Source organism: Streptomyces sp. JLYT201 (genome assembly GCF_059448825.1).
Genome location: NZ_CM182551.1, coordinates 4,267,804 through 4,282,348, shown reverse-complemented (window position 1 = coordinate 4,282,348; position 14,545 = coordinate 4,267,804). Strand labels below are relative to the sequence as shown.

Sequence of the window (14,545 nt, the reverse complement as noted above, 5' to 3'; positions counted from 1 at the left end):
CGCCCCGGCAGCCCCGATGGCCCCACCCACCCCCGTGGCGGCCCCGGCCCCCATGGCGGCCCCGGCCCCCATGGCGGCCCCGGCCCCAGCGGCGCTCCCGCACCCCGTCGCGCCCGCGTACGCCCCGGCCCCCGCCGCGCCCACGCCCGTCGGCGCCTTCCTCGGGCGGACCGCGCGCGGTGACTGGGCCGGATCCGTACAGGCCGCGCTGTGGCCGCTCGCGGCGCTGCTGCTCTCCGCGCTCGTGTGCGCCGTGCCGACGTACGGACAGGGCGACGAGGAAGTCGTCGGCTTCGCCGACCGGCTGCGGATCGCCCTCGCCTTCGTCCTCCAGGCGGTGGGCGGACGCCTGGAGTTCTCGGGCACCGAGGAGGGGACCGGCTTCGACGGCTCGGCATCGGAGCGGGTGGTCGAGGGCACCTTCGGCGTGCACCTGGTGCCGCTCACGGTGACGGCTCTGTTCATCGGCGGGCTCGTCATCGGCGCGCGCATCCTCAGGAACCGCCTCCGGCTGCGCGGGCAGAGCCTGCCGGGGAGCACGGCGGGCCTCGAAGCGGCCGTCCGCGTCGGGCTGCTCACCGCGCTCGGCGTCCTGGTGCTCGCCCTCTTCGGGCAGCCCGAGATCCAGCGCGTCGAGGTGTCGTCCGGGCCGCTCCTCGCGATGCTCGGCGCGCTCGCGCTCGCCCTCGGGGTCTCGGCCGCCGTGCTGCACCGCGACGGCGCGGCCCCCTGGCTCGCCACCCGCCCCGGCGCGCAGTTCTTCACCCGCGCCCTGGGCGCATCCCTGCGCGCCCTCGCTCTCGTGCTCGTCCTCAGCTCCGTCACGGCGTACCTCAGCGTCACGCAGATCGACGCCTTCAACGGCGACTCCGAGGTGCCGGGCTCCGACGTCTCGGACGACCGGGTCTCGCCCCACCTCGTCGCCCTGATGCTCCTGCCGAACCTCGGTCTGCACGCGCTCGGCCTCGGCTGGGGCGCGCCCCTGAAGTCCGAGGCGAGCAGGGGCTCGCGGTCCGGCGGCTACGGCGACAGCGGCGAGAGCGAGTCGTTCGGCCTGTCGAAACTCGGCGACCTGGTCAACTCCGGAGCGGTCGTGGGCGCGTTGGCGCTCGGCCTGGTGTGCGCCCTCGTGATCGCGTTCGTGGGCGCGCGCCGCTGCGCCCGCCGCGGCGAGCAGATCCTGGCCGCGGGGCTCTCCTTCGGACTGATCCTGCTGCTCGCCGCCGTCGGCGGCGTCGGCGTGGAGACCTCCGCCCGGCAGCGCGGGCTCGGCGGCGAGACGTCGAGCGGCTCGTTCGACGCGGGCGTGAGCATGCCGGACCTCTTGCTGTTCGGGCTGCTGTGGGTGGCCGGAGCGGTGCTCGTGGCGGCGGTGTTCACCACGCGCGGCAGCGGGGTACCACCGGTTCCGCCGGGGATGCCGCCGGGGCAGCTGCCGCCGCCCGGCGCGGCGGGCCCCGGCGCGCCCGCGGCGTACGCCGTCCCCGGCCCGTACGACCCCAGCGCGGCCCCCACCCAGGGCGTCCTGGCGTCGCCGCCCGCCCCGGCGCGGCAGCGCGGCCGCGCCGGGGTCTGGGCGCTCACGCTGGCCGTCGCCCTCCTCGTCGGCGGCGGCACGACGGCGGGCATCGTCGTCTGGCAGGAGAACCAGAGCACGTCCGACGACGCGGGCACATCCGACAAGGCGGGCCAGGACGCCGCCGGGACCGGCACCGGCTCCGACGACGACGGCAAGAACGACGGCCCGGCCGTCAGCCGCACCGACGAGCCGAGCCAGGCCCCGCCGACCGAACCCGCGCGGCCCTCGGACGGGGAGAGCGGCGGCGGCGAGGCGGCGGGAGACGCCGCGGTGCCGCCGGGCTCCGAGCGCGTCGCCGATCCGAAGGGGTTCTCGTTCGCGGCACCCGAGGGCTGGAGCAGCCGGGCCGGGGACAACCCCACGCAGTCCACGTACGCGGGCGCGAGCGGGGCGGAGAACTTCCTCGTCGGCGTGATCCCGGACGCGGGCTACACCTCGTACGAGAACCTCACGAACATGGAGGAGCACGCAGAGAAGGACCCCGACAAGTCCGACTACCGGCGCATCCGCCTGGAGGACAACACCTTCCAGGGGCGCGCGGGCGCGGTGTGGGAGTACACGTACACCGACAAGTCGGGGCGCAAGATCCACGCGATCGACCAGAGCTACGTCACCGCCGACGGCACCGAGTACGCGATCCAGCTGTCCTGGCGCGCGAAGGTGTGGTCGACGGCGCGCGGCACGCGGACGCACCGGACGGCGCTCGACACCTGGCGGACCACGGGCTGACGGCAGCGGGCCGACCTCGGGCGGCCGGGCCCGGCGGCGGCCCGCACGGCCGCGGCGCCGGCCGGGCCGGACCCCCGGAGACCTCGGCCCCCCGCCTCAGCTCCCGACGCCTCAGCCTCCGACGCCTCAGCCCCCGACGCCGACCTCCGGCTGCCCCGGCTCGGCCAGTTCCCGCTGGAGGCCGTCGTCCGACGGGCCGGGCAGCCGCGGCTCGCGCACCCCGGCGCCGCCCTCGCCCTCATCGGGGCCGAGGTCGAACCACACGGTCACGACGGCACCCCGCGGAACCTCGACCTCCGGCAGCGGGTACTGGCGCACGACGTACTCGAGGACCACGTCGTCGAGTTCGGAACGGTCGCCCGCCACCAGGCGCACGCCGCGCTCGACGGCCCTCTTGCGCGCGTCCATCGCCATCAGGCCCACGAAGCGCGGCACGCGCACTTCCAGCGGCCCGGCGTCCCCCGGAGTCCTCGGCACAGGCGTCACCCCTCAGCGGCAGGGGCGCGAACCCCCAGCGGTAGGGGAGGCCCCGGCGGTAGGGGAAGGGTAGCCCGGCCGGGCCGGACTACAACCCCACGCGGTAGCAGCAGGCCCGGCGGTTCGCGCCGGGCACGTCGTACGTCTCCTGGCGCTCCATGCCGAGGCGCGCGGCCACCGCCATGGACCGTTCGTTGCGCACGTCGATCACGGCGACCACCGACGGCACGCCCGCCGCCCGCAGCCGGTCCAGGGCCGCGCGGGCCGCCGCCGTCGCGTAGCCGTTCCCCCACGCCCGGCGGGCGATCCGCCAGCCGATCTCGATCTCGCCCGTGGGCCCCCACTCCCGCGGCCACGGCTGGGCCCCGGCGAGGCCGACGGGCTCGCCGTCCGGGTCCAGCAACGTCCACAGGCAGAAGCCCAGTTCCGCGTCGTGGCGGCGCTGGCGCGCGGTCAGCTCCTCGTACACGGAGAGCTCGCTGGACACACCGCCGCCCACGTACTCCATGACCTGCGGGTCGTCGAAGAGCCGGTGCCAGACGAAGGCGTCCTCGTGGGTCGGCACGCGCAGACCGACGGCGGGGGCGGTGCGGGTCCGGTGGGGGGCGTCGTCCAGCTCGCTCACGTCGCTCACAAGTGGCCCTTCGGGTGATTGATCAGTACCGCCTCATAGACTGCCCCTATCCCGTGCCGGTCGGCACACTGATTTCGAGCCTTGGGGAGAACCCGCCGTGACCGAGCCGCTCTCCGACACCACCGCCAACTCCGCGGACGTCATCGTCGTCGGCGCCGGTCCGGCCGGTTCGACCACCGCCTACTACCTGGCGAAGGCCGGGCTCGACGTGCTGCTCCTGGAGAAGACCGCGTTCCCGAGGGAGAAGGTCTGCGGCGACGGCCTGACTCCGCGCGCCACGAAGCAGTTGGTGTCCATGGGCATCGACATCTCCGAAGAGGCCGGCTGGCTGCGGAACAAAGGCCTCCGCATCATCGGGGGCGGTGTGCGCCTCCAGCTGGATTGGCCGGATCTCGCCTCTTACCCCGACTACGGGCTGGTCCGGAAGCGCGACGACTTCGACGAGCAGCTCGCCCGCCAGGCCCAGAAGGCGGGCGCGCGCCTGTACGAGCGGTGCAATGTGGGCGCCCCCATCGTCGACGACCGCACCGGCCGCATCACCGGCGTGGAGGCCAAGCTCGGCGAGGACAAGACGCCGGTCACCTTCCACGCGCCGCTGGTGGTCGCCGCCGACGGCAACTCCACGCGTCTGTCCCTCGCGATGGGCCTGCACCGCCGCGAGGACCGCCCGATGGGCGTCGCGGTGCGCACGTACTTCACCTCGCCGCGCCACGACGACGACTACCTGGAGTCCTGGCTTGAGCTGTGGGACCGCCGCGGCGCCCAGGACCGGCTGCTCCCCGGCTACGGCTGGATCTTCGGCATGGGCGACGGCACGTCGAACGTCGGCCTCGGCGTCCTGAACACCTCCGCCGCCTTCAAGGAGCTCGACTGGCGAGAGATCCTCAAGGCCTGGTGCGCCTCCATGCCCGAGGACTGGGGCTACACCCCGGAGAACATGACGGGCCCGATCCGCGGCGCAGCCCTGCCGATGGCCTTCAACCGCCAGCCGCACTACACTCGCGGCCTGCTGCTCGCCGGTGACGCGGGCGGTCTCGTCAACCCGTTCAACGGCGAGGGCATCGCCTACGCCATGGAGTCCGGGCAGATCGCCGCCGACGTCATCGTGCAGGCCGTCGCCCGCGCCACGCCCGCCCAGCGCGAACTGGCCCTCCAGCGCTACCCGAAGGTCCTCAAGGACACCTACGGCGGCTACTACACGCTCGGCCGCGCCTTCGTGAAGCTCATCGGCAACCCGAAGGTCATGCAGATCGCCGCCCAGCGCGGCCTCACGCACCCGATGCTGATGAGGTTCACCCTCAAGATGCTCGCCAACCTGACGGACCCGACGGGCGGCGACGCGATGGACCGCATCATCAACGGCCTGAGCCGGGTGGCTCCCAAGGCCTGAGGGGCGCGGGGCGATGCCGGTTCGCGGCTCCGCCGCGCGGGCACGACCAGCCACGACGGCGCCGTAGTCGAACGCACGAAAGGGCCGCCGCTCCTGACAGGAGCGGCGGCCCTTTCGTGCGTTCAAGCTCAGAGCACTCGTACGGCTCCGGAGGCCGGGTAGCCCGACAGGTCCTGGATCACGACGCCCTTGCTCGGGTTCGCGGCGTCCAGGTACTGGCCGTTGCCGATGTAGACACCGACGTGGTACGCGGAGCCCGCGCCGCCCCAGTACAGGATGTCGCCCGGCTGGATGTTGGAGAGCGAGACCGGGGTGCCCGCGGTCGACTGCGCCTGCGAGACGCGCGGCAGGTCCACGTTGACCTGCTTGAAGGCGGCCTGCACGAGGCTGGAGCAGTCCCACGCGTTGGGGCCGGAGGCGCCCATCACATACGCGTCGCCCAGCTGGGCCTTGAGGAAGCTGATGACGGTCGCCACGCTGCCGCCGGAGGGCGCGGAGACCTTCGAGGAGTCGGAGGCGGAGGAGCCGCCGCCGGAGCCGCCCGCGGGGGCGGAGTTGGTGCTGAGCTGCGTGCGCTCGGTGGCCCGCGCAGCGCGCTCCTTGGCCTCCTTCTCGCGCTCGGCCTCGGCCGCGGCCTTGGCCTTCTTCTCGGCCTCCGCCTTCTTCTCAGCGGCCTTCTGGTCCTTGCTGGCCTGCTTGGCGGCCTTGACGGCGGCGGCTTCCTGCTGCGCACGCGCCTCGTAGCTGTCGGCGGTCTGCTGGGTGGCGTCCGCGGACTGCGCGATCTGGGCGGACAGATCGGCGGTGAGGGTGGGCAGCTCGATCGTCTCGGTCACCGGCTCGGCGGCGTTCGCCGTACCGGCGGCGCCGGCCACGGCCAGGGTGCTGAGGACGCCACCGGCAACTCCGGCGCGCAGAGCCATCTTCGACGCGCTGCGACGGGGCTTCCGGTGGCTGGGTATGTGAGCGGTGTGGGACATGGGAACAACCGCTATCAAGGAGTAGGGGTTCCCTTCAAGAAACGTGTGCTGCGCCACAGTTGCCCCGCGCGGGCGTGAATCCCGGGCGTGTCGCATCTTATTGACGCCGTAAAGGGCAATGCGGACAGTGGTGATCACGCCTGTGATCATGGGTTTTCCGAGTTACGTCCGAATTGCCCGTGGTCTAACACGTGTTCAGGCCGTTGGCCAAGCCCGGTTGTTCGACCCGGGGTTCGAGTGTGGCGCAGGTCACGTTCTGGGGCCCATGAGTGTCGCCTGAGACCTGGCTGAGATCTGGCCGATATCTCCCGGGTATCTCGCGGGTTCCCGCCGGGCCCCTTCGTACTCCTTCCGCCCCTCCTCCATCGACTCCCTGCGGGCGGCGCGCGCCCGACGCCCCCCGACTTCGGCGGTGGAGCGCGCGACCGGCCGGTGGAATGAGCACATGACGGACGGAATGCCCCACTTCGACGAGGGGCCTCGTGAACGTGTGCACACGGCGGAGTCGCCCACCCCTCCCGACGCCTCCGCGCGAACGCGTCCACTGCCGTCCACACGCCTGCCGCCAAAGTGTGAACGCGCCCCTCTATCAAGTGATCACGTCCAGCGCCAATTTGCCTGTAGTGGACACCTCTTGATAATGCAACACCGCCCCGACCTGCCCGGACGCGTCAAGATGTCACCTCTGGTGATCACTCAGGTGCTTCGCGTACGAAGATCACCGCTCATCCGACTTCATGATCCTTCGTCAGGTGGTGGAGATCACAAAGCCGTTGCCGTACCCCGTGTCGCAGATCACAGACCGGCGGGCATAAGATGCGGGGCAGTTGGGCTTGTGACCTGCTTCACATGTAAGCGATCTTCGGGGAGCTCCGAAGGCCCGGGGATCGCATACGGGCGGGGCGGCGAGCGGGTCCGACGCAACCGCCAGCAGTCAGTGCCGACTGAGAGGAGCGAGGAGCGGTGAACGCGTATGCGCCCATCCTCGTACTGGGAGCCCTCGGGGCAGGCTTTGCGATTTTCTCCGTGGTCATGGCCACGCTTGTCGGCCCCAAGCGCTACAACCGCGCGAAGCTCGAGGCCTACGAGTGCGGAATCGAGCCGACCCCCACGCCGGCCGGCGGCGGGCGCTTTCCCATCAAGTACTACCTGACGGCGATGCTCTTCATCGTCTTCGACATCGAGATCGTCTTTCTCTACCCCTGGGCCGTGAGCTTCGACGCCCTGGGGATTTTCGGGCTCGTGGAGATGCTGCTCTTCGTGCTCACCGTCTTCGTCGCGTACGCGTACGTATGGCGGCGCGGCGGCCTGGAATGGGACTGACCCCGGCAAGGGACTGACCCCCGATATGGGACTGAGCCCCGGAAGGGGACAGAGGAGCCACTGAGCATGGGACTCGAAGAGAAACTGCCGAGCGGATTCCTGCTGACCACCGTCGAGCAGGCCGCCGGGTGGGTGCGCAAGGCATCCGTCTTTCCCGCCACGTTCGGCCTCGCGTGCTGCGCCATCGAGATGATGACGACCGGCGCCGGGCGCTACGACCTGGCGCGCTTCGGCATGGAGGTCTTCCGCGGCTCGCCGCGGCAGGCGGACCTGATGATCGTGGCCGGGCGCGTGAGCCAGAAGATGGCGCCCGTCCTGCGACAGGTCTATGACCAGATGCCCAACCCCAAGTGGGTGATCTCCATGGGGGTTTGCGCGTCTTCTGGCGGAATGTTCAACAACTACGCGATTGTCCAGGGCGTTGATCATGTCGTCCCGGTCGACATCTATCTGCCCGGCTGCCCGCCCCGGCCCGAGATGCTGTTGGACGCGATCCTCAAGCTGCACCACAAGATCCAGAACACCAAGCTCGGTGTGAACGCGGAGGAAGCGGCCCGCGAGGCGGAGGAAGCGGCCCTCAAGGCCCTCCCCACCATCGAGATGAAGGGGCTGCTGCGGTGACCGACGCCCACGACAGCGCGAGCAACGGGGTCAACCCCGAGAAGGACCTCAGCGCCTCCAACCTCCCCGGCCAGCGCGGCGAGCGCGGCGAGGAGGTCCGCGTCCAGCGCGGCATGTTCGGCGCGAACAACGGCGGCGACACCTCCGGCTACGGCGGCCTGATCCGCTCCATCCGGCTCCCGGGCGCGGCCAACCGGCCCTACGGCGGCTGGTTCGACGAGGTGGCCGACGAACTCGAAGGCGCCCTGGAGGAACAGGGCCTCGTCCCCGAGAACGCCATCGAGAAGACGGTCGTCGACCGCGGCGAGCTCACCTTCCACATCGCGCGCGAGCACCTCGTCCGCGTCGCCCGGACCCTGCGGGACGACCCGGCGCTGCGCTTCGAGCTGTGCACCGGCGTGTCCGGCGTGCACTTCCCCGGCGACAAGGGCCGCGAGCTGCACGCCGTCTACCACCTGCGCTCGCTCACCCACAACCGGCTGCTCCGCCTGGAGGTCAGCGCCCCGGACGCCGATCCGCACGTGCCGTCCCTCGTCGCGGTCTACCCGACGAACGACTGGCACGAGCGCGAGACCTATGACTTCTTCGGCCTCGTCTTCGACGGCCACCCCGCGCTCACGCGCATCATGATGCCGGACGACTGGCAGGGCTTCCCGCAGCGGAAGGACTACCCGCTCGGAGGCATTCCCGTCGAGTACAAGGGCGCCCAGATCCCGGCTCCGGACCAGCGGAGGTCGTACAGCTGATGAGCACTCCTTCTGCATCCGCTTCCTCCGCCTCCGCGCGCGAGACCACCGAGGGCACCGTCTACACGGTCACCGGTGGCGACTGGGACGAGGTCGCCAAGTCCGCCGTCGAGGCCGACGACGAGCGCATCGTCGTGAACATGGGCCCGCAGCACCCCTCCACGCACGGCGTGCTCCGGCTCATCCTGGAGATCGAGGGCGAGACGGTCTCCGAGGCCCGCTGCGGCATCGGCTACCTCCACACGGGCATCGAGAAGAACCTCGAGTACCGCACCTGGACCCAGGGCACCACGTTCGTCACGCGCATGGACTATCTGACGCCGTTCTTCAACGAGGCGGCGTACTGCCTGGGCGTCGAGAAGCTCCTCGGCATCGAGGACCAGATCCCCGACCGCGCCACCCTCATCCGCGTGCTCCTGATGGAGCTGAACCGGATGTCCTCGCACCTGGTGTGCATCGCCACCGGTGGCATGGAGCTGGGCGCCACCACGATCATGATCTACGGCTTCCGCGATCGTGAGCTCATCCTCGACATCTACGAGCTGATCACCGGCCTGCGCATGAACCACGCGTACATCCGGCCCGGCGGACTCGCCCAGGACCTGCCGCCCGGCGCGGTGGACCAGATCCGCGAGTTCGTGAAGAAGATGAAGAAGAACCTCCCCGAGTACGACAAGCTCGCCACCGGGAACCCCATCTTCAAGGCCCGCATGCAGGACGTCGGCTACCTCGATCTGACCGGCTGCATGGCCCTCGGCGCCACCGGCCCCATCCTGCGCTCCGCCGGGCTCCCGCACGACCTGCGCAAGAGCCAGCCGTACTGCGGCTACGAGACCTACGACTTCGAGGTCCCGACCGCCGACACGTGCGACTCCTACGGGCGCTTCCTCATCCGCCTGGAGGAGATGCGCCAGTCGCTGCGGATCATCGAGCAGTGCCTGGACCGGCTGCGGCCCGGCCCGGTCATGGTCGCCGACAAGAAGATCGCCTGGCCCGCCCAGCTCTCGCTCGGCCCCGACGGCCTCGGCAACTCGCTCGACCACATCAAGAAGATCATGGGCACCTCCATGGAGGCCCTGATCCACCACTTCAAGCTGGTGACGGAGGGCTTCCGGGTGCCGCCCGGCCAGGTCTACACCGCTGTGGAGTCGCCCAAGGGCGAACTCGGCGTGCACGTCGTCTCCGACGGCGGCACCCGCCCCTACCGGGTGCACTTCCGCGATCCGTCCTTCACCAACCTGCAGGCCATGGCGGCGATGTGCGAGGGCGGCCAGGTCGCCGACGTCATCGTCGCCGTCGCGTCCATCGACCCCGTGATGGGAGGCGTCGACCGGTGACAGACGCATCGCCGACGAGCCTGGGGATGCCCCGACTCCCCGCCCCCGACTACCCGGCCGACGTACGGGCCCGGCTCGAAGCGGACGCCAAGGAGGTCATCGCCCGCTATCCGGACTCCCGCTCCGCCCTGCTGCCGCTGCTGCACCTCGTGCAGTCGGAAGAGGGGTACGTGACACGCACCGGGATGCGGTTCTGCGCGGAGGTGCTCGACCTGACCACCGCCGAGGTCACGGCCGTCGCGACCTTCTACACCATGTACCGGCGCAAGCCGTCCGGTGACTACCAGGTCGGCGTGTGCACCAACACGCTGTGCGCCGTCATGGGTGGCGACGCCATCTTCGAGGCCCTCCAGGAGCACCTGGGCGTCGGCAACGGCGGGACCACCGAGGACGGCAAGGTGACGCTCGAACACATCGAGTGCAACGCCGCCTGCGACTTCGCGCCCGTCGTGATGGTCAACTGGGAGTTCTTCGACAACCAGACCCCGCAGAGCGCCAAGCGCCTCGTCGACGACCTGCGCGCGGGCGTCCAGGCCGAGCCGACCCGCGGCGCCCCGCTGTGCACCTTCAAGGAGACGGCCCGCATCCTCGCGGGCTTCCCCGACGAGCGCCCCGGAGCCGTCGAGGCCACCGGCGGCGCGGGCCCGGCCTCGCTGATCGGCCTTCGCCTGGCCAAGGGCGAGGTGCCCCCCGCGCGCGTGGTCCATCCGCGCACGGGCAGGCCGGAGGGCGCACAGCCGCACGACCCGTCGCCCAGCGACCACCTGAGCTCGCACGACGCGCCGCAGAGGACCTCGGCATCCGACCCCTCGCACCCCGCGGGCCCGGTCGGCGAGGGCCGTGAGGAGGGAGAGTGATGACCTTGGCCGCCGAGATCAACGAGACCAGCCCGGAGAAGCTGCTCGCCCCGGTCCTCTCGGCCTTCTGGGACCAGGAGAAGTCCTGGACCCTTGACGTCTACCGGCGCCACGAAGGCTACGAGGGCCTGCGCAAGGCCCTCGCGATGGAGCCGGACGACCTCATCGCCTATGTGAAGGCCTCCGGGCTCCGCGGCCGCGGCGGCGCGGGCTTCCCCACCGGGATGAAGTGGCAGTTCATTCCGCAGGGCGACGGCAAGCCGCACTATCTAGTTGTCAACGCCGACGAGTCGGAGCCCGGGACCTGCAAGGACATCCCGCTCCTCTTCGCGAACCCGCATTCCCTCATCGAGGGCATCGTGATCGCCTGCTACGCGATCCGTTCGTCGCATGCCTTCATCTATCTGCGTGGTGAGGTCGTCCCCGTACTGCGGCGGCTGCACGAGGCCGTGCGCGAGGCGTACGCGGCGGGCTACCTCGGCAAGAACGTCCTGGGCAGCGGACTCGACCTCGAACTCACCGTGCACGCGGGCGCGGGCGCGTACATCTGCGGTGAGGAGACCGCGCTGCTCGACTCGCTCGAAGGCCGCCGTGGCCAGCCGCGACTGCGTCCCCCCTTCCCTGCGGTCGCGGGCCTCTACGCGTGCCCCACTGTTGTCAACAACGTCGAGTCCATCGCATCGGTTCCCGCGATCCTGCAGCGCGGCAAGGACTGGTTCACCTCGATGGGCAGCGAGAAGTCACCCGGCTTCACGCTGTACTCCCTCAGCGGGCACGTCGCCTCGCCCGGCCAGTACGAGGGACCCCTCGGCATCACGCTGCGCCAGCTGCTCGACATGAGCGGCGGCATGCGGCCCGGGCACCGCCTCAAGTTCTGGACTCCGGGCGGCTCTTCGACGCCGATGTTCACCGACGAGCACCTCGACGTCCCGCTCGACTACGAGGGCGTCAGCGCCGCCGGGTCCATGCTCGGCACCAAGGCGCTGCAGTGCTTCGACGAGACCACGTGCGTCGTCCGCGCGGTGACGCGCTGGACCGAGTTCTACGCCCACGAGTCCTGCGGCAAGTGCACGCCCTGCCGCGAAGGGACGTACTGGCTCGTCCAGTTGCTGCGCGACATCGAGGCGGGCAAGGGCGTGATGGCCGACCTCGACAAGCTGAACGACATCGCCGACAACATCAACGGCAAGTCCTTCTGCGCCCTGGGCGACGGCGCCGCCTCGCCGATCTTCTCCTCGCTCCAGTACTTCCGCGCGGAGTACGAGGAGCACATCACCGGCAGGGGCTGCCCCTTCGACCCCGCCAAGTCGACGCTCTGGGCCGACCGGCCCCTGGAGAGCACGGAGGTGAACGCATGACAGTGACCACTAGCGCTCCCTCCGGGGGCGGAGAGGCGGCGGTGCCGCCGGAAGACCTGGTCACGCTGACGATCGACGGCATCGAGATCAGCGTCCCCAAGGGGACCCTGGTCATCCGGGCCGCCGAGCTCCTCGGCATCGAGATCCCGCGCTTCTGCGACCACCCGCTGCTCGACCCCGCGGGCGCCTGCCGCCAGTGCATCGTCGAGGTCGAGGGCCAGCGCAAGCCGATGGCGTCCTGCACGATCACCTGCACCGACGGCATGGTCGTCAAGTCGCAGCTGACGTCGCCGGTCGCCGAGAAGGCCCAGCACGGCGTGATGGAACTGCTGCTCATCAACCATCCCCTGGACTGCCCGGTCTGCGACAAGGGCGGCGAGTGCCCGCTGCAGAACCAGGCCATGTCGCACGGCAACGCCGAGTCCCGCTTCGAGGGCAGCAAGCGCACCTACGAGAAGCCGGTGCCGATCTCCACCCAGGTGCTGCTCGACCGCGAGCGGTGCGTGCTGTGCGCCCGCTGCACCCGCTTCTCGAACCAGATCGCGGGCGACCCCATGATCGAGCTGGTCGAGCGGGGCGCGCTCCAGCAGGTGGGCACCGGGGAGGGCGACCCCTTCGAGTCGTACTTCTCCGGGAACACCATCCAGATCTGCCCGGTGGGAGCGCTCACCTCGCACGCCTACCGCTTCCGGTCGCGCCCCTTCGACCTGGTGTCGTCGCCGTCGGTGTGCGAGCACTGCGCGGGCGGCTGCGCGACCCGCACCGACCACCGGCGCGGCAAGGTCATGCGGCGGCTCGCCCAGGACGACCCCGAGGTCAACGAGGAGTGGATCTGCGACAAGGGCCGGTTCGGCTTCCGGTACGCGCAGAAGCCCGACCGGCTGACCACGCCGCTGGTGCGCAGCGCGTCCTCGGGCGAGCTCGAACCGGCCAGCTGGCCCGAGGCGTTGGCGGCGGCCGCACGCGGCCTGGCCGCGGCGCGCGGGCGGGCCGGCGTCCTGACCGGCGGTCGCCTCACCGTGGAGGACGCCTACGCGTACAGCAAGTACGCGCGCGTGGCGCTCGACACGAACGACATCGACTTCCGCGCGCGGGTGCACTCCAGCGAGGAGGCCGACTTCCTGGCGGCACGTGTCGCCGGGCGCGGCCGGGACCTCGACGGCACCGGTGTCACGTACACCACGCTGGAGAAGGCGCCCGCCGTGCTGCTCGTCGGCATCGAGGCCGAGGAGGAGGCGCCCGGTGTCTTCCTGCGGCTGCGCAAGGCCTGGCGCAAGCACGGCCAGCGCACGTACGCCGTCGCCACGCACGCCACGCGGGGCCTGGAGAAGGCGGGTGGCACGCTCCTCGCCGCGGCGCCCGGCACGGAGACCGAGTGGCTGGACGCGCTCGCCGCCGGGGTCGGCCTGGAGGACGACGGCGAGAAGGCCGCCGAGGCACTGCGCGCCGAGGGCGCGGTCATCGTCGTGGGGGAGCGGCTCGCGGCCGTGCCGGGGGCGCTCACCGCCGCCGTGCGGGCCGCGTCCGCGACCGGCGCGGCCCTGGTGTGGATCCCGCGCCGCGCGGGCGAGCGCGGTGCCGTCGAGGCCGGCGCGGTGCCGTCGCTGCTTCCGGGAGGCCGCCCGGCCACCGACCCGCGCGCGCGGGACGAGGTCGCGGCCGCCTGGGGCGTGGCCGAACTCCCGCACCGCTACGGCCGCGACACCGGCCAGATCGTCGAGGCCGCCGCGACCGGCGAGCTGAGCGCCCTCCTGGTGGGCGGCGTCGAGGTCGCCGACCTGCCCGATCCGCCACGCGCGCGTGAGGCGCTCGACGCGGTCGGCTTCCTGGTGTCGCTGGAGCAGCGGCCGAGCGAGGTGACCGAGCGCGCCGACGTGGTCCTCCCGGTGGCCGCCGTCGCCGAGAAGCCGGGCACCTTCCTCAACTGGGAAGGCAGGGCCCGGCTTTTCGAGGCCGCGCTCAAGCCGGACCAGATGACGCGCCGCCTGGCACCCACCGACGCGCGTGTCCTGCACATGCTGGCCGACGCGGGCGACGTGCACCTCGGCCTGCCCGACCTGCTGACCGTCCGGCGCGAGCTCGACCGGCTCGGCGGCTGGGACGGGCCGCGCGCGACCGAACCCCTGGAGACCGCGGTCCAGCTGCCGCGGCCCGCCGCGGGGGAGGCCGTGCTCGCCGGGCACCGGCTCCTGCTCGACCGGGGCCGCCTCCAGGAGGGCGACGACGCGCTCGCCGGGACGCGGCACGCGGCGGTGGCCCGGCTCTCGGCGGCCACCGCGGCCGAGGCCGGTGTCAAGGACGGCGACACGCTCGCCGTCACCGGCACCGCGGGCCGGGTCGAACTCCCCCTCGCGGTCACGGAGATGCCCGACCGCGTGGTGTGGCTGCCGCTGAACTCCGTGGGCGGCGGCGTCGCCTCCGACACGGGGGCGCGGCCGGGCGCGCTGGTCAGGATCGGCCCCGCTGTCCGCGTCGAGCCCGCCCAGGGCGCCCAGGAGGTGCAGTCGTGAGCCC

General features: G+C 71.7%; 12 protein-coding genes. 9 read left to right on the top strand and 3 right to left on the bottom strand.

All coding sequences use genetic code 11. From position 1 onward, the window contains the following. Nucleotides 1-16 precede the first annotated feature (16 nt). Complete coding sequence (locus AC5WAM_RS17410) at nt 17-2,308, top strand: serine/threonine kinase C-terminal domain-containing protein (protein WP_495523600.1); 2,292 nt, start codon at nt 17-19, stop codon at nt 2,306-2,308. Nucleotides 2,309-2,434: 126 nt separating this feature from the next. On the opposite strand, the gene AC5WAM_RS17405 is transcribed toward AC5WAM_RS17410, so the two are convergent. Both AC5WAM_RS17405 and AC5WAM_RS17400 read right to left on the bottom strand, forming a co-directional pair. After that, a complete protein-coding gene (locus AC5WAM_RS17405) occupies nt 2,435-2,785 on the bottom strand; it encodes a PASTA domain-containing protein (RefSeq protein ID WP_495523086.1) in 351 nt (116 codons plus the stop codon). Between the two features lie 88 nt (nt 2,786-2,873). After that, nucleotides 2,874-3,419 carry a GNAT family N-acetyltransferase gene (locus AC5WAM_RS17400; protein ID WP_366789072.1) on the bottom strand — a complete coding sequence of 182 codons (546 nt, stop codon included), beginning with the start codon at nt 3,417-3,419 and terminating at the stop codon, nt 2,874-2,876. Between the two features lie 97 nt (nt 3,420-3,516). Between AC5WAM_RS17400 and AC5WAM_RS17395 the strand changes: the two genes are divergently transcribed. Beyond that, nucleotides 3,517-4,809: a geranylgeranyl reductase family protein gene (locus AC5WAM_RS17395; protein ID WP_495523085.1), complete on the top strand. Its 1,293-nt coding sequence runs from the start codon at nt 3,517-3,519 to the stop codon at nt 4,807-4,809. 128 nt (nt 4,810-4,937) lie between these two features. On the opposite strand, the gene AC5WAM_RS17390 is transcribed toward AC5WAM_RS17395, so the two are convergent. After that, nucleotides 4,938-5,789 (bottom strand): C40 family peptidase, encoded by an 852-nt coding sequence (locus tag AC5WAM_RS17390; RefSeq protein ID WP_366789074.1) that lies wholly within the window; start codon nt 5,787-5,789, stop codon nt 4,938-4,940. Between the two features lie 963 nt (nt 5,790-6,752). On the opposite strand from AC5WAM_RS17390, the gene AC5WAM_RS17385 reads away from it, so the two are divergent. The 7 genes from AC5WAM_RS17385 (at nt 6,753) to AC5WAM_RS17355 (ending at nt 14,541) form a co-directional block, all read left to right on the top strand. After that, nucleotides 6,753-7,112: an NADH-quinone oxidoreductase subunit A gene (locus AC5WAM_RS17385; protein ID WP_138961244.1), complete on the top strand. Its 360-nt coding sequence runs from the start codon at nt 6,753-6,755 to the stop codon at nt 7,110-7,112. 66 nt (nt 7,113-7,178) lie between these two features. After that, the gene (locus tag AC5WAM_RS17380) at nt 7,179-7,733 is read left to right on the top strand and encodes a NuoB/complex I 20 kDa subunit family protein (RefSeq protein WP_030678080.1); all 555 of its coding nucleotides are present in this window, start codon (nt 7,179-7,181) and stop codon (nt 7,731-7,733) included. Beyond that, the gene (locus tag AC5WAM_RS17375; RefSeq protein WP_366789075.1) at nt 7,730-8,479 is read left to right on the top strand and encodes an NADH-quinone oxidoreductase subunit C; all 750 of its coding nucleotides are present in this window, start codon (nt 7,730-7,732) and stop codon (nt 8,477-8,479) included. Before AC5WAM_RS17380 ends, AC5WAM_RS17375 begins: the two co-directional genes overlap by 4 nt. Then, entirely contained in the window at nt 8,479-9,816 is a 1,338-nt protein-coding gene (locus AC5WAM_RS17370) for an NADH-quinone oxidoreductase subunit D (RefSeq protein ID WP_366789076.1), read from the top strand. The genes AC5WAM_RS17375 and AC5WAM_RS17370 overlap by 1 nt, the downstream gene beginning before the upstream one ends. Nucleotides 9,817-9,842: 26 nt before the next feature. Further along, complete coding sequence (gene nuoE, locus AC5WAM_RS17365; RefSeq protein ID WP_495523084.1) at nt 9,843-10,673, top strand: NADH-quinone oxidoreductase subunit NuoE; 831 nt, start codon at nt 9,843-9,845, stop codon at nt 10,671-10,673. Continuing rightward, nucleotides 10,670-12,031 (top strand): NADH-quinone oxidoreductase subunit NuoF, encoded by a 1,362-nt coding sequence (gene nuoF / locus AC5WAM_RS17360; protein ID WP_366789078.1) that lies wholly within the window; start codon nt 10,670-10,672, stop codon nt 12,029-12,031. The genes nuoE and nuoF overlap by 4 nt, the downstream gene beginning before the upstream one ends. Further along, nucleotides 12,028-14,541 carry an NADH-quinone oxidoreductase subunit G gene (locus AC5WAM_RS17355; protein WP_366789079.1) on the top strand — a complete coding sequence of 838 codons (2,514 nt, stop codon included), beginning with the start codon at nt 12,028-12,030 and terminating at the stop codon, nt 14,539-14,541. The genes nuoF and AC5WAM_RS17355 overlap by 4 nt, the downstream gene beginning before the upstream one ends. Nucleotides 14,542-14,545 lie beyond the last annotated feature (4 nt).

What these genes read in the sequence shown, in the direction of transcription:
- AC5WAM_RS17410 (WP_495523600.1), top strand. Translation starts at nt 17, where the DNA reads ATGGCCCCACCCACCCCCGTGGCGGCCCCGGCCCCCATGGCGGCCCCG.
- AC5WAM_RS17390 (WP_366789074.1), bottom strand. Translation starts at nt 5,789, where the DNA reads ATGTCCCACACCGCTCACATACCCAGCCACCGGAAGCCCCGTCGCAGC.
- AC5WAM_RS17380 (WP_030678080.1), top strand. Translation starts at nt 7,179, where the DNA reads ATGGGACTCGAAGAGAAACTGCCGAGCGGATTCCTGCTGACCACCGTC.
- AC5WAM_RS17370 (WP_366789076.1), top strand. Translation starts at nt 8,479, where the DNA reads ATGAGCACTCCTTCTGCATCCGCTTCCTCCGCCTCCGCGCGCGAGACC.
- nuoE (WP_495523084.1), top strand. Translation starts at nt 9,843, where the DNA reads ATGCCCCGACTCCCCGCCCCCGACTACCCGGCCGACGTACGGGCCCGG.
- AC5WAM_RS17355 (WP_366789079.1), top strand. Translation starts at nt 12,028, where the DNA reads ATGACAGTGACCACTAGCGCTCCCTCCGGGGGCGGAGAGGCGGCGGTG.